General features: G+C 43.8%; 24 protein-coding genes. 12 read left to right on the forward strand and 12 right to left on the reverse strand.

Annotated elements, in window-relative coordinates:
* Nucleotides 1-36: 36 nt before the first annotated feature.
* Both E2R65_RS02615 and E2R65_RS02620 read right to left on the reverse strand, forming a co-directional pair.
* Nucleotides 37-492 carry a DUF983 domain-containing protein gene (locus E2R65_RS02615; protein ID WP_134334911.1) on the reverse strand — a complete coding sequence of 152 codons (456 nt, stop codon included), beginning with the start codon at nt 490-492 and terminating at the stop codon, nt 37-39.
* A complete protein-coding gene (locus E2R65_RS02620; protein ID WP_134334912.1) occupies nt 492-1364 on the reverse strand; it encodes an AraC family transcriptional regulator in 873 nt (290 codons plus the stop codon). Before E2R65_RS02620 ends, E2R65_RS02615 begins: the two co-directional genes overlap by 1 nt.
* Nucleotides 1365-1513: 149 nt before the next feature.
* Here E2R65_RS02620 and E2R65_RS02625 point away from each other — a divergent pair, with 149 nt between their 5' ends.
* The 3 genes from E2R65_RS02625 to E2R65_RS02635 all read left to right on the forward strand — a co-directional run bounded on the left by E2R65_RS02625 (nt 1514) and on the right by E2R65_RS02635 (nt 3406).
* A complete protein-coding gene (locus E2R65_RS02625) occupies nt 1514-2146 on the forward strand; it encodes an HAD family hydrolase (RefSeq protein ID WP_134334913.1) in 633 nt (210 codons plus the stop codon).
* Between the two features lie 38 nt (nt 2147-2184).
* Complete coding sequence (locus E2R65_RS02630; RefSeq protein ID WP_134334914.1) at nt 2185-2577, forward strand: hypothetical protein; 393 nt, start codon at nt 2185-2187, stop codon at nt 2575-2577.
* Nucleotides 2578-2728: 151 nt separating this feature from the next.
* Nucleotides 2729-3406, forward strand: coding sequence for a YoaK family protein (locus E2R65_RS02635; RefSeq protein ID WP_134334915.1), 678 nt, complete (start codon nt 2729-2731; stop codon nt 3404-3406).
* A gap of 33 nt (nt 3407-3439) precedes the next feature.
* On the opposite strand, the gene E2R65_RS02640 is transcribed toward E2R65_RS02635, so the two are convergent.
* The 3 genes from E2R65_RS02640 to E2R65_RS02650 all read right to left on the reverse strand — a co-directional run bounded on the left by E2R65_RS02640 (nt 3440) and on the right by E2R65_RS02650 (nt 5115).
* Nucleotides 3440-3760 carry a hypothetical protein gene (locus E2R65_RS02640; RefSeq protein WP_134334916.1) on the reverse strand — a complete coding sequence of 107 codons (321 nt, stop codon included), beginning with the start codon at nt 3758-3760 and terminating at the stop codon, nt 3440-3442.
* Between the two features lies 1 nt (nt 3761).
* Nucleotides 3762-4238 carry a ferritin-like domain-containing protein gene (locus tag E2R65_RS02645; RefSeq protein ID WP_158285198.1) on the reverse strand — a complete coding sequence of 159 codons (477 nt, stop codon included), beginning with the start codon at nt 4236-4238 and terminating at the stop codon, nt 3762-3764.
* Between the two features lie 100 nt (nt 4239-4338).
* Nucleotides 4339-5115: a DNA-formamidopyrimidine glycosylase family protein gene (locus E2R65_RS02650; protein WP_134334918.1), complete on the reverse strand. Its 777-nt coding sequence runs from the start codon at nt 5113-5115 to the stop codon at nt 4339-4341.
* A gap of 126 nt (nt 5116-5241) precedes the next feature.
* On the opposite strand from E2R65_RS02650, the gene E2R65_RS02655 reads away from it, so the two are divergent.
* From E2R65_RS02655 to E2R65_RS02675, 5 genes are all read left to right on the forward strand, one after another.
* A complete protein-coding gene (locus E2R65_RS02655) occupies nt 5242-6300 on the forward strand; it encodes a type III polyketide synthase (protein ID WP_134334919.1) in 1059 nt (352 codons plus the stop codon).
* Nucleotides 6301-6303: 3 nt separating this feature from the next.
* Nucleotides 6304-6795, forward strand: a complete 492-nt coding sequence (locus tag E2R65_RS02660) for an isoprenylcysteine carboxyl methyltransferase family protein (protein ID WP_134334920.1) — start codon at nt 6304-6306, stop codon at nt 6793-6795.
* Nucleotides 6796-6825: 30 nt separating this feature from the next.
* The gene (locus tag E2R65_RS02665; protein ID WP_134334921.1) at nt 6826-7044 is read left to right on the forward strand and encodes a hypothetical protein; all 219 of its coding nucleotides are present in this window, start codon (nt 6826-6828) and stop codon (nt 7042-7044) included.
* On the forward strand, nt 7029-7358 hold the full coding sequence (locus E2R65_RS02670) for a type II toxin-antitoxin system PemK/MazF family toxin (protein ID WP_134334922.1): 330 nt from the start codon (nt 7029-7031) through the stop codon (nt 7356-7358). Before E2R65_RS02665 ends, E2R65_RS02670 begins: the two co-directional genes overlap by 16 nt.
* A gap of 126 nt (nt 7359-7484) precedes the next feature.
* Nucleotides 7485-7922, forward strand: coding sequence for a hypothetical protein (locus tag E2R65_RS02675; RefSeq protein WP_134334923.1), 438 nt, complete (start codon nt 7485-7487; stop codon nt 7920-7922).
* A 76-nt stretch (nt 7923-7998) separates the two neighbouring features.
* Here the strand turns inward: E2R65_RS02675 and E2R65_RS02680 are convergent, their stop codons facing one another.
* A complete protein-coding gene (locus E2R65_RS02680; protein WP_134334924.1) occupies nt 7999-11019 on the reverse strand; it encodes a glycosyltransferase family 117 protein in 3021 nt (1006 codons plus the stop codon).
* Between the two features lie 177 nt (nt 11020-11196).
* On the opposite strand from E2R65_RS02680, the gene E2R65_RS02685 reads away from it, so the two are divergent.
* The gene (locus E2R65_RS02685; RefSeq protein ID WP_134334925.1) at nt 11197-12849 is read left to right on the forward strand and encodes a gliding motility protein RemB; all 1653 of its coding nucleotides are present in this window, start codon (nt 11197-11199) and stop codon (nt 12847-12849) included.
* A 113-nt stretch (nt 12850-12962) separates the two neighbouring features.
* Here the strand turns inward: E2R65_RS02685 and E2R65_RS02690 are convergent, their stop codons facing one another.
* The 4 genes from E2R65_RS02690 to E2R65_RS02705 form a co-directional block, all read right to left on the reverse strand.
* Nucleotides 12963-13283 carry a hypothetical protein gene (locus tag E2R65_RS02690; RefSeq protein WP_134334926.1) on the reverse strand — a complete coding sequence of 107 codons (321 nt, stop codon included), beginning with the start codon at nt 13281-13283 and terminating at the stop codon, nt 12963-12965.
* A 94-nt stretch (nt 13284-13377) separates the two neighbouring features.
* Nucleotides 13378-13671 (reverse strand): chaperone modulator CbpM, encoded by a 294-nt coding sequence (locus E2R65_RS02695; RefSeq protein WP_134334927.1) that lies wholly within the window; start codon nt 13669-13671, stop codon nt 13378-13380.
* Between the two features lie 5 nt (nt 13672-13676).
* Nucleotides 13677-14582 carry a DnaJ C-terminal domain-containing protein gene (locus tag E2R65_RS02700; protein ID WP_134334928.1) on the reverse strand — a complete coding sequence of 302 codons (906 nt, stop codon included), beginning with the start codon at nt 14580-14582 and terminating at the stop codon, nt 13677-13679.
* Nucleotides 14583-14713: 131 nt separating this feature from the next.
* The gene (locus tag E2R65_RS02705; RefSeq protein WP_134334929.1) at nt 14714-15148 is read right to left on the reverse strand and encodes a DUF1801 domain-containing protein; all 435 of its coding nucleotides are present in this window, start codon (nt 15146-15148) and stop codon (nt 14714-14716) included.
* Nucleotides 15149-15315: 167 nt separating this feature from the next.
* Here E2R65_RS02705 and E2R65_RS02710 point away from each other — a divergent pair, with 167 nt between their 5' ends.
* Nucleotides 15316-16404 (forward strand): acyltransferase, encoded by a 1089-nt coding sequence (locus E2R65_RS02710; protein ID WP_134334930.1) that lies wholly within the window; start codon nt 15316-15318, stop codon nt 16402-16404.
* Nucleotides 16405-16590: 186 nt separating this feature from the next.
* On the opposite strand, the gene E2R65_RS02715 is transcribed toward E2R65_RS02710, so the two are convergent.
* Nucleotides 16591-17604, reverse strand: a complete 1014-nt coding sequence (locus E2R65_RS02715) for an ABC transporter ATP-binding protein (protein ID WP_134334931.1) — start codon at nt 17602-17604, stop codon at nt 16591-16593.
* A gap of 179 nt (nt 17605-17783) precedes the next feature.
* On the opposite strand from E2R65_RS02715, the gene E2R65_RS02720 reads away from it, so the two are divergent.
* A complete protein-coding gene (locus tag E2R65_RS02720; RefSeq protein ID WP_134334932.1) occupies nt 17784-17996 on the forward strand; it encodes a hypothetical protein in 213 nt (70 codons plus the stop codon).
* 20 nt (nt 17997-18016) lie between these two features.
* Complete coding sequence (locus E2R65_RS02725; RefSeq protein ID WP_134334933.1) at nt 18017-18574, forward strand: YdeI/OmpD-associated family protein; 558 nt, start codon at nt 18017-18019, stop codon at nt 18572-18574.
* A gap of 144 nt (nt 18575-18718) precedes the next feature.
* Here E2R65_RS02725 and E2R65_RS02730 read toward each other — a convergent pair whose 3' ends face one another.
* Entirely contained in the window at nt 18719-19078 is a 360-nt protein-coding gene (locus tag E2R65_RS02730; RefSeq protein WP_134334934.1) for a DUF1493 family protein, read from the reverse strand.
* Between the last annotated feature and the right edge of the window lie 65 nt (nt 19079-19143).

Genomic DNA, 19143 nt, shown 5'->3' on the forward strand with positions numbered 1-19143 from the left:
GATTAAATTCTTATTGCTCAACATAATTAAACCGTATCAATCAGGCTTTTCTCCAGCTTTCCCGTCGCCGGGCAGGGGCGCCTTATCCTCTGCTCTCCAGGGCTCGTAATTTAGGCCTGGGGTAAGCCAGTACAATAACGCCACCCGCGAATAGCGGTAGTTAAACGGCGACAGCAAAAACACTACAGCCATTAATACACCCACATAAAGCCAGGGCGAGTTAGACCCGGTTAAAATGTGTGTGCCTACAGCAAAAGTTACCATTTCGGCTACGTTAAAGGTATAGCTTACAAACATGGCTACATACCAGTATCCCGGTTCGCGTTCATAGTGCAGGTTGCAGTGCGAGCATCGTTCATGCATTCTTTGCGCACTAAAGCCGTAGGTTGGGGTGCTGTATATATCGCCACGGCGGCAACGCGGGCATTTGGCTTTTATAAACGCCTCTAAAACAGGTACTTTTTTGGCGGATTTGTTATTTGCTGGTGTCATTAGGCTACTGGGTTTTTGCGGAAATCCTCGGGGGTAAGTCCGGTATATTTTTTAAAAAATTTGGTAAAATAAGAGTTGTCGGCAAAGTTTAGCTTACCGGCAATCTCACTGATATTCATATCCAGGTTTATCAGCAGGCGTTTGGCCTCTAATATTACCCGGTTACGAATCACCTCCCCTGCCGGTATGCCCAGCATATCATTACACAAGGCATTTAAATGATTGGGCGTAATGTATAGCAGCGCGGCATAATCTTTTGGCAGCTTAAGCGTAGCAAAGTTTTTATCGGTAAGCTTCCTGAAACTTTGCAGCAGCGTGTAGTTGTAAGCAGGCGCTACGGTTTGGTTTGCCTGCTTGCCTTGCCTGGCTACCAGTATAAATAGCTGCAGCATCAGCGTACGGATCATATCTATACCCATGCGCCCGGGTAGCAGGCTTTCGGTAAGCAGTTGTTCAAAAAGCTGTGTTATCTGTCCGTGCGCAACTGCGGGCAGGTTTATCACTTCATCATCTGCATTACCGCTAAAAAAGGGCAGGCTTTCCAGGTAATCTGGCCGCAGCAAGAACGACTGGAACAGCTCTGCAGAAAAATTAATAATGTAACCATCTACCGGGCCTTCAAACTCCCAGCGGTGTACCTGCCCCGGTATCATAAAGTAAATTTGATAGGGCTTTACCGCGAAGGATTTAAAATCGATAGCGTGCTTGCCGGCACCTTGCGTAAATAGTACCACATGGTAAAAGGTATGCTTATGCGGCAGGCTCAGGTTTTGATGCTTTTGCAAATAGGGCGCAAAACGGCTAATGAGCAGATCATCGTGCTGATGGCCAGCCAATGAACAGATATCATAAACCGGAAACGCTTTTTTCATGCCTCAAAGATACTTAACAAATAAGCCATACAATGGTGTGGAATATGGGTGTTATGGTACTTTTTACTGATTGACAAAAACATTAATACCTGCAAAGGAAATTTTTTGTGCGCTTTGCGGTTAAAAAACTAAAAGGTAATTTCACCCCCATGCAAAAGCCCGATAGCCTTATTTTTGATATGGACGGTACCCTTTGGGATGCCGTTGACACCTATGCACACTCCTGGAATGTTGTATTTGCCGAACTTGGGATAGATAAAACCATCACCCGCGATGTTTTGGCTGACATGGTAGGTATGGAAGGCAAAAAAGTGATCGAAATTTTGATGCCTGAATTTGACCACGACAAGCGCGTAGAGATCTACGCCCTGGTAAACGGGCGCAGGCATAACCTCATTAGCGAAAAGGGCGGCATTTTATACGACGGTGTAAAAGAGGGATTAAAAATACTGGCAGATAAATACCCGCTTTTTATATTAAGCAACTGCGCAAAAGGCATCATTCGCCAGTTTATAGACTGGGCCGGCATTGATGACCTGATTAAGGACGAACTGGCGCATGGCGTAAACTTTATGCCCAAAAACCACAATATTAAACTGCTGATGGATAAGCACGGACTAAAGAACCCGGTTTATGTGGGCGACACTGCAGGCGATGGCGAACAAAGCCGCTTGGCAGGCATTCCTTTTGTTTTTATAAGCTACGGCTTTGGCACCACAACAGATTACGACCTGAAATTTGATGATTTTACATCGCTTGTTAACTATTTTGCAAACTTATAGCATACAAATACGTTAGCCTTACATAAAAAATTACCATCATGAGAAGAGGCCGTGTTTTAACAATTGTTTTTTTGGTTTTAGCCGTTGCAATTATAGGTATTGTTTACTACCGTTATTACTTTGTTTTTGGGGAAGGCACAAAGGCCGGCACCATGAACTATTTTGTTAAAAAGGGTTACATGTTTAAAACCTACGAGGGCCGCTTGATACAAAGCGGTATTCGCAGCCAAACGCAGGGTAATATTTCATCAAACGAATTTATGTTTTCTGTAACGGATGAAAAGGTGGCCGATAAACTTAATCGCAGCGCGGGCGCCATGCTGGAGTTACACTATAAAGAATACCTGCATACCCTGCCCTGGCGCGGGGTTAGCAATTTTGTGGTTGACAGCGTAATGACTACCACACCGGTTACCCCTACCGCACCATAAGCAGCCAAATACTTAACATTAACACAACGCTATATTTAAACTAATTTAACAATAAGCCACACAAAGTAAACTTATTGTTAAATTAGTTATTACTAACTGCTTATTTGGCCAATATTGTACATTTTAGCATCAGAATTACCTGATCCTGCACATGCTACGATACGCTAAACACCAACGCACTCTTAAACAAAACCTCGGCCTGGCATCATCAACCGCTTTTGCGGCCGGGATTATTAATGTTGCCGGGCTGGTATCCTTTTTCGCCTTTACATCAAGCATCAGCGGGCACATGGCCAACCTGGCCAAAAACCTGGTAAGCCAGAATTTTTATGAAATAACCGTATTCGCCATCTGGATGCTGCTGTTTTTTTTAGGCGCCTTTGTTTCCAGCTTTACCGTAAAATCTTTCGCTAAAAAAAACCAATATAAGGCGCATGCGTTCCCGGTTGTGCTGGAGATGATCATACTGCTGTGTGTGGCCATATACGGGCATAATTTTTACAAAGAGACCAAGCTGGAACGCGAGGTTGTAATAAGCCTTACCATTTTTGCTATGGGCCTGCAAACCGGCCTGGTATCTATTGTATCTGGCGGGTTAATCAAATCTACCAGCTTGGCCAGCCTGTTTACAGATCTGGGCAGCGAAGTTGCAGAGTATTATTACCTGGGCACCAAAAAAGATAAGATGATCCGCAACCGTATCTACGTGCGAATGACGGTACTGGCCTTCTATTTTATAGGCGGCCTGGCTGGGGGATTCTTTTTTAATAAGTACGAGTTCGGCGTATTTTATTTTGTACCCGTAATACTGCTCATGGTGCTGTTGTGAAGTGATTGATGCCCCCCTGTTGTATGCTATAACTTAAAACAAGGGATCTGCCTTACCGGAATTTTGTACCAGTATCTTACTTAAATTATATTGTCTTTCGGTTTCATCGTCGCCTTTGATCAGGCCTTTTTTAAATAAGCCTTCCAACACCTGCCTAACCTCCTGCAAAAGTATTGCATGGTCTGTTTTAGGCTCCAGCGAATCCAGCTTTTCGGCAACCTGCGGCGCAGTGGCATATTCCAGGTAAGCAAGTGCAAAAATCACGTTGTCCTGCAAGGAAGCCCCCGCATCATACTTGTGCGGTACATGCAGGGGCTTATAGTTTTTAAAAAAATCCTGATCCGGGCTATCCATATTATGCTACCTGTTTAGATGAGTCGCGCAGGGCCTTAATGGCATCGTGTGCTATTTTTAATCCGCTTAAGTGGTTGTTAAGCAGTGTTACCACCTTTTCATCCTCCCATATCAATTCCTTATCATCCAGTGCCTTGCGGTAAGATCCTTTAGCTACATCTTCGCCATATTCGCAATCTGCCAGTACCGAATGGTTATCTTTTTTGGCAAAGGCCGATTTTACATCCATCCAGGCATGGTAAACCTTGCCAGAAAGCGTTGTACCATCGGCAGGTGAGCCGCCCAGTACATGTATATAATCGTTCAGTTGGTTTATATAGCCTTTGCTTTGGTCAATATAACCGTCAAATACGGTTTTTAACGCGGCGTCTTCCGTACCTTCAACCGCTTTTTGGTAGCCTGCAATACGGTCGTTATTTATTTTTATCAAATCGTTCAGTGCCGAGATCTGGTGCTGTATATGTTGTAATGTTCCCATGTTGGTAGATATTTGTTGATAGCTAAACAGGGTGCCGGAGTTAAATGTTTTAAGTTTATAGAAAATACAACCCAGCTGAGTAGGTTGCGCCAAATTGTTATTAACTATATAACTCCTGTTCTTCGGTATAATACGTTTTACGCGATTTTTCATCAATGAGGATAGGCGCACCGTTTGGGCTCTGCTTTTTACCGGCATTATGTATCAGCATAAAATCGCGGATCTCGCCGGCAATAATATCGGGGTTAGCTTTGATGATCTCTTTTTCGGCATTTTTTAAAACATCGTGTATGGATCTTACCAGGTCTTTTACTTTATCCGCAGGGATCTTGTTGCCGGCAGAGAACGGAGAGATCCGGGCATCCCAAAGTATCTCATCTGCGTAAGCATTGCCAATACCACGGATGATCTTCTGATCTAACAATACCGCTTTAATACTGGTTTTCTTTTTAGCCAGGATACTTTTTAAATATGCCTCACCTGCATCTTTTGATAAAGCATCAGGGGCGTCTTTAACCTCCGGGTTAAGCATAGGAGCGGCAATCCCCTGAAAATCGGTTAGCACCAGGCCGGTATCATCCGTAAATAAAATTTCGATAATGGGATATTTCTGCTCGCTTTTGCCTTCAAACAAAAACAGCTTGCCATGCAGCATCAGGTGCAAACCAAGTACATCGCCCTTGCCAAATTTAAAAAACAACTCCTTGCCATCGCGGTAAACCAAACTTAGCTTTTGCCCTTGCAGCGTATCTTGCAACTGCTGATGGCTAACATTCAGTTTCGGGGCTTTGTGCACGGTTATTTGTTTAACGGTTTTACCGCTTAGTTTTTTATCCAGGTTATGGCTAAATACTTGCAGATCGGGCAATTCGGGCATGGTTTTATTTTTAGGTTTGCTAATTTAAGCTACACGGTAAATAAAACAATAAGCTTTGTTAAAAGTTGTCAACCAAAGCAGGTTTTATAACGTATTGTTATAAAGGGTCTATTTAATCAATACCAAATGCCACATATAGCAGCCGTAACTAAAATAAACCTGCCGGATAAAACCGGCCAGCAAGCCGTAAAAGAGCAGGCTTATGCTATGTTCTCTAAAAATTTTGCGCAGGCCGGCAGGCTGATGCCCGCCTTTGATAATACCGGTATTGTTACCCGTAATTTTGTAAAGCCCTTAAGTTATTATGCCCAGGCCACAACTTTTAAACAACGAAACGACGAGTATATTAAACTATCGCTGCAACACGCGGTAACGGCTGTTGAAGCGGTTATTGCAAAAGCCGATATTAATAAAAATGATATTACCGATCTGATATTCATCTCTACCACAGGCCTGGCAACACCCAGTATAGATGCCCTGATCATTAACCAGATGGAGCTGAACCCGCACATTAACCGGATGCCGGTTTGGGGCCTGGGATGCGCAGGCGGTGTATCAGGCATGGCCAAGGCAAATATGGCAGCACAGGCAAACCCCAATGCTGTGGTGCTGCTGGTTGCAGTTGAACTTTGCTCGCTCACGCTGATCAAAAGCGATTACAGTAAAAGCAATTTCATCGGTTCCAGCTTATTTTCGGATGGTGTGGCAGCGTGTATAGTTAAGGGAGATCAGCATCAATTACCCAAACAGCAGATCAACATCAAAGCAACAAGCAGTAAACTTTACTATAACTCGCTGGATGTAATGGGCTGGGATTTTAAGGAAGATGGTTTTAAAGTGGTGTTCTCTAAAGATATCCCTGCATTTATTCATCAGCATATTGGTAAGGATATAGAAGCTTTTTTGGGGAAACAGGGTTTGAAGTTGGGCGATATCAAAAATTTTATTTTTCACCCCGGTGGTAAAAAGGTACTAGATGCCTACGCCGATGCCCTGAATATAGCGGGCGACTTTTTACAAAACACCCGCGAGGTGATGAACGATAACGGTAACATGAGCAGCGTTACGGTGTTGTATGTTTTGGAGCGGTTTATGGAAACAGGCTTTACCGACGGCTACGGCCTGATGCTGGCTATGGGCCCCGGCTTTAGCAGCGAAATGGTTTTACTTGATCTAAAAAACTAACCGATGATATTTATTGTATTTATCCTTTTTTTGATATTTCAGCGCCTGGCCGAGTTGTATGTATCATCCAAAAACGAAAAATGGCTGCTTAAGAACGCCGCAGTTGAATACGGCAAAGCGCATTATCCCTTTATGGTAGCGATGCATACGCTCTTTATCATCGCTGTTATTGCCGAATACATCTGCAGAGATGGCAGTGTTATAAATTATGCGCTTATCATCCTCTTTTTTTTATTGATCGTGCTCAAAGTAATCGTAATAGCTACCTTAGGGCATTACTGGAACACCAAAATTTACAAAGTGCCCGGCACCCGTCCCGTTGCAGCGGGGATCTACAAATACATTAAACACCCCAATTATATCATCGTGATCTGCGAGATAGCGATCATTCCGCTGGCTTTTGGTTTATACTATACCGCTATAGTATTCAGTTTGCTAAACGCCTGGATGCTATACGTACGGATCAAGAAAGAGAATGAGGTTTTGGCGCTGTAATGATGTTTTAAATATTTTGTATATTTGAACATGGTAAGGACAATTGTTAAACCTGGTAATCAAAGCATTTTAATACAGGTGCCTAAAGATTTTATTGGCAAGCAGGTAGAAATTATTGCCTTTACTATTGATGAGGCAGAAGCCAAAACGATTAACAACGTAAACATACAAACTCATTTTGCAAGCGAGGCTATTTTAGCTAAAGACTGGCTAAATGAAGAGGAAGATATTGCATGGCAAAATTTGTAAAAGGCGACGTTGTTGTAATTCCCTTTCCATTTTCAGATCTATCAGGTTCTAAAAGAAGGCCTGCTTTAGTTTTGGCTGATTTGCCCGGCGATGATATCATACTCTGCCAGATCACAAGTCAACAATATTCTGATACATTTTCTGTACCGCTTACTTCTTCAGATTTCGATACGGGTAGCTTACCTGTAAAATCCAATATTCGGCCAGCCAGAATATTTACTGCTGATAAAAACATCATCATAAAAAAAAGCGGGGCTATCAAAAAATCTGTTGCCTTAAACGTCACTCAAATACTTATTAAACTTATTTCTTAATGGGGGATATTATAATCTGTACTCTTTTTCAATATTAACCCTTAAATTAACCAGTAAGCAAAAAATTCGATATGTTTGTGTAACAAAGCAACCCGGGTGCTATCCAAAACAAACAAACTAAACAGAATGAAACTAAAATTAATTACAGCAGTGGCAGCAACCGTAGTGTTATCTGCTTTTACAATTGCGTCTACAACAGAGAAAGATGTGGTAGGCTCATGGAAAATTGACAGCACTTCTATCGATAAAACTGTTAAAAAGATTATTGCCAAGGCTGTTGAAGCCAACCCGGATTCGGAAGATGCTATAAACGGCCAAAAAGACATGATCGTATCTATAGTGCAGGGCATCAGGCTTAACATCAATGCCGACCATACCTATGCATCGGTTACCCCACAGGGCAGCAAACCCGGTAAATGGGCTTTAACCAACAACGGCCACACGCTTCAGTTTACCAAAGAGGATGGCACCATCCGTAAAGATAGTGTGCTGGAGTCATCTGCAACCCGCCTTAAATTGATTAACCGCGACCTGGCAGATACCATACTGTATGTGCATCCGTAGTTAAATAATTAAATAAAAATGTACTAAAAAGCCCTGCAGTTCAGTATCGCTCTGCAGGGCTTTTTAGTACATTTTGTTATTGCTGCCCCAGTAACGGTGCAAACTTGGCAAGGTAATCTTTTACCTGTGCCTGCAGTTTGTTGGCCAGGGTTGTTTGGCTGGCTGTTTTGGAATAGTCGGCCATGGTATTTAATACCTGCATGCCTATTTGCACGTCGCGGGTGTTTACCCGGCTGGGGTTATCTTTAAGCAGGTAATAGTTATAATCCAGCTGATCTACCAAAAACTTATCAATGTTCTCTATAAACTTATTGCCCAGTTTGTTATCGCTTAACTGGTAAGCTATTTGCGCCAGGTACATCTTACGCGCGGCAACATCAATGTACGGGTACAGGTCTTCGGGCAGTTCATCATCAAATTTGTGCAGCACCTTTAAGGCCATATCCGGGTGTCCTTCTTTAACCAGGCTTTCGGCCAGGTCTAAAAATGTGGTGGTAAGCACCGGGTAAAACATATTGGTCGATTCATGATCCAGGAATTTAGCGGTTTTGAATTTACCGTATTTAAACTTGTTCATCATGTTATTGTACATCACCAGGCTATTAGTTTTACTTAGCTGATCGTGGTTAGCGGTATCGGGCTTTAACGGCAGCAGGCGGTAAGTAAAACCTTCTTTATATAAATAAGGCTGTAAACCTATCAGGTTGCTGTTGCCAATAGTGGTGGTAAAGCAAATGGGCCTTTTCCAGTTGTTATGCGCCAGAATATCCAGCAGGGCAAGGTTATCCTTGGTTACATAGTTTGAAGTGTATTTCCACTCCACCGTATTAGCCAACTGCCCCTTTTGTGCCGGTGTGATCACGTTATTCTTCATCACGTCATCGGCATTAACCGTTATTTTAAAGTTTTTGGTAGGTAAATAGTTTACACTTTCGCCGCTTTGGTTTTGCCCCTGTATGTTTTTATCGTCCGAGGTTAAAAAATCAAAAACATCCTTTAATTCAACGGGCCCCTCAATTTTCGAATCGTTAAAATAGATCACATCCCTCACCCCATCCTTATACTTATCATAAGGCATGGTAATGGGTAACGGGGCCGATTGGTTCATCTTCTTCTGCATCTGCCGGATGTACCAGTCGCCGCTAAACAGGCTCAGGTTTACAATGCGCACATCCGGACGAATGCCCTCCACTTCCTGATCATACCATAACGAGTAAGTATCATTATCGCCATAGGTAAATAAAATAGCATTTTGCGGGCAGGATATCAGGTAATTATAAGCCATATCGTGCGGCGTCATTTTAGTAGACCGATCATGACCCGGCCATTCTTTAAAGGCCATTAGCACCGGGGCCGCCAGCAGGCATATACCGGTAGCTATATAAGCTGACGTACGGGCATTAACCTTTTTGCTGATGCCGTCGGCAATAGCTATCACGGCCAAACCTATCCAGATGGCAAAGGCATAAAACGACCCCACGTAAGAGTAATCCCTCTCCCGTGGCTGCACTGATGGCTGGTTAACGTATAATACAACAGCCAGCCCGGTAAAAAACCATAGCAGCGCAATAATCAGCGCGTCGCGTTTTTTGTTTTGGAAATGATAGATCATGCCTATCATCCCTAAAATAAACGGCAGCGCATAAAGCGGGGTGTAAGTTGGGCTGTTCACTACAGCTTTTGGCAGGTGCCTGCCGCCATCCAGGATGCCGCTGGTCCAGTTGCCATCTACACCCTCGGTGCTTTGCTGCCCGTCCTGATCATTATACCGGCCTACAAAATTCCATAAAAAATAACGGAAATACATCTGGTAGATCTGCCAGCTGGCCATCCACTTTATATTATCGGCAAAGGTTGGTGCCTGCCCTTCGGGTATTTGCAGCCAGCCCCGGTAAAAACCCACGTCGCTGCCATCGGTACTGTACATACGCGGCAAAATGGTGGTATGATCGTACTGATAGGTTGACCGCTGGCCGGCAACCTCATATTTTTTTTCGCCTTTGCGGTAAATGGTGCTGCCCTCTGTTTGGCCGGTTATCTGCGCATCAAAGTACGGGCCGGTAAGCAGGGGGTTTTCGCCATATTGAATGCGGTTTAAGTAACCATAAAGGATAAAGGCATTATCCGGGTGCGAGTTATTTAAATTGGTGTTTGCCGTTGCCCTGATAGGGATATACGCAAACGAACCATACCCAAAGTAAATGAAAGCTATACACAAAAATACCAGGTTTAACGCAGGCTTTTTAGCACGGATGCTGTAAATAATACCGCCCACAATGCAGCATATCAATATTAAAAAGAATACTAACGCACCGCTGCCAAAGCCCAGGCCAAGCGTATTTACAAAAAACAGATCAAAAAATGCAGCAAATTTTATGGTATAACCCCTGATGCCGTACTGCACAAACCCCAGTATCACGATACTGATAAGGAAAGCAACCAGGGCGCTTTTAGTGGTAATATTTTTATACCTGCGAAAGTAATATACCAGCGCTATGGCCGGTATGGTAAGCAAGTTTAACAGGTGGATGCCGATAGAAAGCCCCATTACATAGGCAATAAATACTATCCATTTATCTGCGCCCGGCTCATCTGCATGGGCATCCCATTTAAGTATGGCCCAAAATACCACAGCAATACACAGCTGCGATAAGGCAAACACAATGGTTTCTACAGCCGAGAACCAAAAGGTATCGGTATAGGTAAAGGCAAGTGCGCCAACCAGGCCGGCACCCATTATTACCATGGTTTGGGCATTGCCAAAAGTTTTTTCGCGGCCGGCAAGCAGTTTTTTGGCTATGGCCGTTATCGTCCAAAACAGGAACATCACGGCGGCGGCACTGGCAATTGCCGCCATAGAATTGGTATAATAAGGCACCTTGGTATTATCGCCCAACGAGAGCAGCGAAAACACCTTGCCCAGCATAGCAAACAGCGGATAACCCGGCTGGTGCGATACCTGCAGCCGGTAGGCGCAGGAAATAAATTCGCCGCAATCCCAAAAACTTACAGATGGCTCTAAGGTTAAAATATAGGTTGCTGACGCGATTAAAAAGCAAAGCCAGCCAAAAAGATTATTAATTTTATTGTATTGCATCCCCATAAGGTGTAAGTAAACCCGGCAAATATCACTATTTTTTGCAGTATGGCGATACAGTACCTTACAGGTTTAGCTAAATTTTAACAGATTTTAACCGTTAAGCTTTTATGCAGCAATATTTTAATAGTTGCTTAAATTTTAATGTTACAATAAATTACGCTTATTTTGCTGCGTATGCAAAAAATCTTTACAAAGCCTGCAGGTAAATTTATTTTATTACTGTGTATAATAACGCTAACTGTTAAGGTTGGTAAAGCACAATCTGTTTATTTACCGCATTCATACCAGTTCTATCAAAAATTCAATGCCGATGTTTATTCAAAAAGCACCCGCATGCATACTTCGCTGCGCCCTTTTTTGATAGATAGCACGCTAAATAAGCGTTATAATCAATTGATGAACGTGGGTGTTGACAGTACCCGCAAAAACTGGTTTTTACGCAAATTATTTAACGAGCACCTGATAGATGTTAAAACTAAAGAATATACCTTTTACGGCGACCTGCTTTTAGAAAATACCTTTGGGCACGATTTTGAGGATAAAACAGACCAAAAAGAAAAATTTAAACCCATCGGTTTCGGGCCCAGCTCTAAAATAGGCTTAAATACGCGTGGCTTTCAGTTTGGGGGCACGGTGGGTACCAAATTTTCTTTCTACACCAGCGGTTATGAAAACCAGGCGGCTTTCCCTGATTATTATACTGACTATGTTAACCAGATTGCCTTTGTACCCGGCCAGGCTTATGACAGGGCACCGGGCAAAAGCTACCGCGACTACTCTTATGCCACGGCCATTTTATCATACACGCCAACAAATTATTTAAATGTTACCTTAGGGCAGGACAAAACTTTTATCGGCGATGGTTACCGGTCTTTACTATTGTCAGATTTTTCGGCACCGGCGCCACTGCTAAGGGTAACAGCCAACCTGGGCAACGTGCAGTATATGGCCATGTGGACTTACATGCAAGATATTAACCAGCCCAAATTTGATAGTTTTGGCAGCAACCGCCGCAAGTGGGCCCTGTTCCACTATTTAGATTGGAATGTAACCAACAGCCTGTCGTTAGGATTTTTTAACGCCTACATTGTCCCCGAGGCTGATGCGCAGGGCAACCGCCGCGGTTTTGACGTTAATTTTATTAACCCTGTGCTTTTTGTAAGCAGCTTTGGCCCTTCATCGCAGCCGGGCAACGCTTTGGTTGGTTTTACCGGCAAGTATAAAATATTTAACAAAACCGCCCTTTACGGCCAGTTACTGATTGACCGATTTAAAGCAAGTAACTTTTTTGAAAGCAATAACACCGATAATACCAATGGCTACCAGTTGGGGATAAGGGGGGCAGATATATTTGGTGTAAAGAATTTTAACTATTTATTAGAGTATAATACCGTTAAGCCCTACACTTACAGCAACCCCGCCTCTATCAGCGCCTACACCTATTACAGCCAGCCGCTTGGCGACCCATTCGGCGCTAATTTTAGGGAACTGAATGGTATTTTAAACTATACCACCGGCCGGTTTGATTTTCAGGGCCAGTTAATGTACGCCAAATACGGGTTGGATGTTGCCGGCGAAAACAACGGTAAAGATGTAACCAAACCATTTGTACCTACGCAAAACAGCACTAAGGTAGGTCAGGGTATTAATACCAATCTGTACTATGCAGAAGGTACGGTATCCTTCCTGATCAACCCCCAATATAATATGCGTTTAGAATTGAGCGGCCTTTACCGCCAGGAAAAAAATGCCCTCAGCGATAAAAAAACTGCGCTGATAAGCTTTGGTCTGCGCAGCAGCTTCAGAAACCTGTATCACGATTTTTAATAACCGGAAAATATTACCTGCAGCGCAGTTTTGTTGTTTACACCTACATCTGCCCTAAAACACACAAAGCCCTCCGGTTACGAAGGGCTTTGTGTTATACTGATATTTAATAATTACCACCTGCCGTGGCCTCTGCCATGCCCGTGGCCCCATCCGCGGCCTCTGCCCCAGCCGCGTTCCCTGTAAACCACCTGGCGATAAACCGGGCGCTCGTAATAGCGTTCCCTGTAAACCGGGCGGGCATACACCCTGCGTACTACAACCGGCCTGTCGTAATAAACTACACGGTTGTAATCATCATCATAATATGGCCTTTCCACATATCTTACCGGGGTGCCAATATGTACACCTATCCCTACTCTAACTTGTGCCTTTGCAAACTGTGCACCCAGTGTTAATACTAATGCTATAATGGCAATTTTAATCGTTTTCATGGTAATGAATTTTAGATACAATTATTGTTTCATTTGTATCTATGACCGTACCGGCCTGCCATGGTTTAATTAAAGTTTACTCTTTTTTGGAATATCAGCTTTCATATAGCCGCAATCTGCTACGTAAAACATTCATTTCCTGCTGCATATCTTCCAGCCTTTGCAGTAAATTATTTATGGTGGCCACGCCCGGTTCGTTTATTTCCAGGTCGTTGTGCAGGCGCACCAGCCGCTCCAGCTTTTGTATCTCATCTACAGGTATGCAGCTGGTTTTATTAACCTGGGTTACTTTTACCAGGCCTGCTTCGGCCAGGTAATCAACAAAATGGTATGCCACGTTGTGGTACACGCAAAAATCGTTTACGGTTATTAAATTTTCGGTTCTCATAGGTTTTATGATTTAGCCAGTTCTTCAAATAACTCTTTTTGTTTAGGGGTAAGGCTGGCAGGCAGCTGTATATTATAGGTAAGATACAGATCGCCAAACTGCCCGTCTTTTTTATACAAAGGCGCCCCCTTACCCTTTAGCTTTACCTTGGTACCCGGTTGCGTACCGGCAGCCACTTTTAGTTTTACCTTACCTGTTAGGGTATCTGCCGTGATCTCGCCGCCCAGCACAGCTGTATATAAGTTTACATCAATTGTACGGTACAGGTCGCTCCCCACCCGTTTAAAATCCGGGTTTTCGGGGATATTGAAGGTAATGTACAGATCGCCCGCCGGTGCCCCGTTACTGCCCGCACCGCCATGCCCGGTAATTTTAATGGTTTGGCCGTTCTCTATCCCCGCGGGGATGGTAAGGCGAATATTTTTACCGTTAACGGTAATGGTTTGTTTCTTTGATTCGAGCGTATCGCGCAGTTCTAACTGCAGCGTAGCGTTCAAATCCTGCCCGCGGTACCTGGCCGACTGCCGGCCGCTATTACCCCCTGCAGGGCCGCCGCCAAACATGGAGTTAAAAAAGTCGGAAAAATCGCCCCCCATGCCGCCAAAATCAAACCCACTTTGGCTTTGCCCGCCGCCGTAGCTGCGTTGCTGGCCCTGCTGCCTTGTTTGCTGCTCGTAAGCCTCGCCATGCTGCCAGTTTTCGCCATACTTATCGTATTTTTTGCGCTTATCGGGGTCGCTTAAAACTTCGTTAGCCTCGTTAACCTGTTTAAACTGTTTTTCGGCTTCCGGGTCGTTGGGGTTTACATCGGGGTGGTACTTGCGGGCCTGCTTTCTGTAAGCGCTTTTAATTTCTTTATCAGTAGCGGTTTTACTTATGCCCAATATCTTATAATAATCAATAAATGCCATAGCTTAAATAGATGTATAGTTAAAACCACTTAACAGTGGCTAAGTTTTAGGTAATGCCAGGTTTGTAAAAAACAGGTGTAATGTATGGTAAATATCAGCATCGGGCACTGTTGCCTGCTTGTTTTTACAACTTATGCCCTGCATGCACATTGGTGATGCGTGTGCAGATAGGCAATAGTGGCCCTGCAAAGCTCCTGAAGTGTTGCCACATCAATATCCGACAGTTTTTTGATGTAGATGCAGGCTTTGTTCATTTTAAATTTGCCCAGGTTGTTTAACAGATGTTGATGCTCTTGAGCAGGCGAATAAACATAAAGCGAGAATGCCGCTTTGCGGGGCGAAAAACCGATCAGCGGGGCATCGCCTTCGTGCCCGCTTGCATATTTATAGTGATAACTTCCAAAGCCAACAATAGTTGGCCCCCACATTCTGGGCTCAAAACCCGACCATTCCGTCATCAACTCAATTAAACGAAAACTATCCGCCTTTTTTTGCGCGTTGTCTGCATAAGCATCAATAAAATCAGATACGTTAATTACGGTTTCGGTTGTTTTATTTTTTGCCATCAATTGCTACGCCTGCTTATACACTTATTAAAGATAGGCAAAGCTAAAGATACTGCCAAGCCCCTGTAAAAAACATCAATTTTTTAACGGACAGCACCACCAAATTTTTATACAACCCTGTAATTTACGGCAGATTTACATAAATTAGGCAATCAATCAATTAAACCATGCCTGCAACTACCCAAACGGATCTCGCTTTTAAAAGCAGCCCCACCGCATATTTAAATGTACTGCGGATTTTTGCCTGCCTGATGGTACTTACCGTACACTCGGGCGAGTTTTTTTATATTGGCGATAAAGGGCAGATCATTCGCGAGCATCATACCTGGGTAAATAATTACGGCAGCTTTATGCGGGCCTGTGTGCCATTGTTCGTCATGATCTCGGGCTATTTGCTGCTACCTGTAAAAGAGGCGGGGAGTGTTTTTTATAAGCGCAGGTTTACCCGGCTGCTCATCCCGTTTTTATTCTGGAGCGCCATGTACGCCGTTGTACCCTACCTGCTGGGCACAACCAACGCCGCGCAGATGTGGCACGATCTGTATATCATCCCCATTAACTTTGCGCCAAGCGCCGGGCACCTTTGGTTTGTGTACATGCTGATAGGTGTTTACCTGTTCATCCCTATATTTTCGCCCTGGGTGCAAACGGCATCTAAACAGTTTAAACAATTTTTTTTACTGCTTTGGGTTGTTACGCTGTGCTTTCCCTACATCAAAACTATCTACCCCGAACTTTTAGGCGAAGCTTTCTGGAACAAGTACCATAGCGGTTATTATTTTTCGGGCTATATTGGTTACCTGCTGCTGGGCCATTATATTAAACAGTATGTTACCATTGCTAAAACGCGGGGCTTTGTTTTTGGGTTGCTGTTAGTTTTGGTTGGATATGCCATTACCAACCTGGTATTTGCCCACCAGCTGCCTTTTGCCAAAGATCTGCCCGAACTGGAACTCTCCTGGGCGTTCCCTACCCTTAATGTAGCCATGATGGCAACCGGGCTGTTTCTGATGTTCAGGGTTATCACCTTTAAAAGCGCCGCTGCAGAAAGCTTTGCGGCTAAACTTTCGGCACTTACTTACGGCATGTACCTGGCGCATATTTTAATATTGGTACAGCTTTTCCCTATTATCAATAAATGGCTGCAGCAGCCTGTGCTGGTGATACCGGTTTTGGCAATAAGCACTTTTGCGGTAACTTACATCCTTATCAAAATATTATCGTACCTGCCGGGCAGCAAGTATATTGTAGGCTGATACACAATTAAGGGATTTAAGGATTGACAGGATTATCTGAAACGGATTAAGATTAGTGATTAATTGATTGGGATAGATAGAGAAAACGAGACTGACGAAGCTTATGCCATTCCCAACGAAGAACCAATTCCCAATTTACCCTAAAGAGCGTTTTTTGACGCTTGATTCTAACAGTATTGCTGCTTTTTATGATAGCCACTTGCCAAATTCGTAGTACTTTTTAATGCTGATACCTATTTTGCTGCCCACGGGATGTTTACGGCGGGCGTAGTTGATAACGCGCAGGGTCACCTCGTCGCGCTCGATGATGAGTTCTTCAAAAAAGCCTTTAAAAAGTATTTGTTTAACCACCCACCTGGCCCCCATCCCTAAAGATGAAATGGTGATATGCTCGGCATAAATTACCACCGTACCCCGTTTTGTGCTGATGCCGCAAACTTTAGCCTGCGTGGCCGTAAGCTCGCTGCAATTTACCAGTATTTGGGCGGTATAAAGTAATTTAGGGGCGTTATAAAGTGTTTCGGGGGCGCCATATTCCACTATTTCTCCCTCCTTTATCACGATAAGTTCGTCGGCCATCGAAAGCAGTTCGGCAGGGTCATGCGATACCAGTACCACCGTTACCCCCCACTCCTTTACAATCTGCCGGATATCATGCTGCAAGCTTTCGCGGTAGTTGGCATCCACCTGGTTAAAGGGCTCGTCCAGCATCAGTACTTCTGGCCGGTTGATCAGGGCTTTGGCAATGGTAACACGCTGTTTTTCACCACCGCTCAGTTTGCCGAAGGGCTGGTCGCGCAGTTCATATATGCCCAGCAGGTTTAATGCCTGGGTGGTTTTTTGTATTTTATAGTTGGCATCTTCGGTTGGCAGGGCTTTGCCTACATTGTCCCATACATTGGCTGCCATATCCATATCGGTATTATCCTGGCTAACCATGGTAATAACTGTGTGTGCTGCAGTAATATGTGCCGCACGTACCGGCAAGGGGTTTCCATGGAAAAACACATCGCCCGAATCTGGCTTCATGGTGCCCGACAGCAGCTTAAGCAGCGTGGTTTTACCGCTTCCGCTTTCGCCAACAATGGCTGTAATTTTACCTTTGGGTATAAAAACAGTGATATTATTTACGCCGGAAGACTTATCGCCAAAAAAATTTTTGGTCACCGATATGGTTTCCAGTATCAGATCATCTTTCATTATTAAAGCCCGGGCGTGTTTAGTTTAACTTATTTCAAACCTAATCTATAAAAGCTTATCGGCCAAAAAAAATTAAAAAAGCAGCTTAACCAGCCTTAATATAATGTTTAACTGGTCGATAATTATCTTATTTGCAAACAATTATCGTCTAACTGCATTCCATATTAAAACTTATCATCATGAACAAAACCATTGGTATAGTACTTATTGTAATAGGCGCAGCAATGCTGATATGGACCGGCTTTACCTACACCAAAAAAGAAAAAATTGTAGATGCAGGCCCTATCCAAATCTCTGCCGACAGGCAAAAAACAGTAAACTGGCCGCCATACCTGGGTGGTATTTTACTTACAGGAGGTATTGTTGTTGTAGCTACATCTAAAAAAGCATAACCTGCCATATATTAGCGGTAATGGAACCTGTTTTTTTTGAAACCCCGGCCAGTTTTAGGGCCTGGCTGCAAAAGCATGCCGATAAAGAAACAGAGTTACTGGTTGGCTTTTACAAAACCGGCTCCGGTAAGCCAGGCATTACCTGGCCGCAAGCTGTAGATGAGGCTTTATGTTTTGGCTGGATAGATGGTGTACGCAGATCATTGGGCGAAGAGAGTTATTGTATCCGTTTTACCCCGCGCAAGCCCGGCAGTATCTGGAGTGCTGTAAACATTAAAAAAGTAGCCCTGCTAACCGAAAAAGGCCTGATGCAGCCGGCCGGGCTTGCCGCCTATGCCAAACGCAGGGAAGAAAGATCGGCCGTGTACAGCTTTGAGGTTGAGGCCATAGCGCTAAAACACGAATACGAACTGCAGTTTAAAAACAACAAAAAGGCGTGGGATTTTTTCCAGAAGCAGGCTCCCTGGTATAAAAAGTTAAGCATACACCGGGTAATGACAGCCAAGCAGGAAAAAACGCAATTAAGCAGGCTTGCAGCTATCATTGCAGCAAGCGAAAACGGCCAGATCATCCGGTAATGATAGTGATGTTAAAAAACTGTCATCCCGGTTTGTTAGCTACCAAACCAGGCCCCACATCGTAAATAATAACCTGTCAGGATCCGTTTTTAGTGTGAGATGCCGCCCCCGGCCGGCGGACAGGCACGACAGTTATCTTAAATATTATAGCAACTTACCGTTTTGCAATGCATCTTGCAAAACGGCTATTTTAAACTTAGGTTTATAACAATAGCCGGCCAGTTTTTTCACCCATGGCCGTTGATAGCCAAATATTGCCTTCAGCATCCGCACCCTTGCCGAGCCTTTTGGATAACCATACTTATACCAGCTAAATTTGGAATTATCTACTTTAAAGTGCTCGGCAAATTCAGCCAAAAAAAGGTCTATCTCTATATCATAAATATCCAGGTCAAGATCTATGCTGGTATTGGGGTGCAACTGCGCGGCATCTACCCGGTAAACTTTATACCGGTTACAGTAATCAATTATAAAATCTTTTAACTGCGGCTGTAGCTGATCCATAAATCTCTTAACAATTTAATTAAAAGACACCGATTTGTACCCGGCGTTGCAGCTTAAAATTAACA

Source organism: Mucilaginibacter phyllosphaerae (genome assembly GCF_004378255.1).
GTDB classification, from domain to species: Bacteria; Bacteroidota; Bacteroidia; order Sphingobacteriales; family Sphingobacteriaceae; genus Mucilaginibacter; species Mucilaginibacter phyllosphaerae.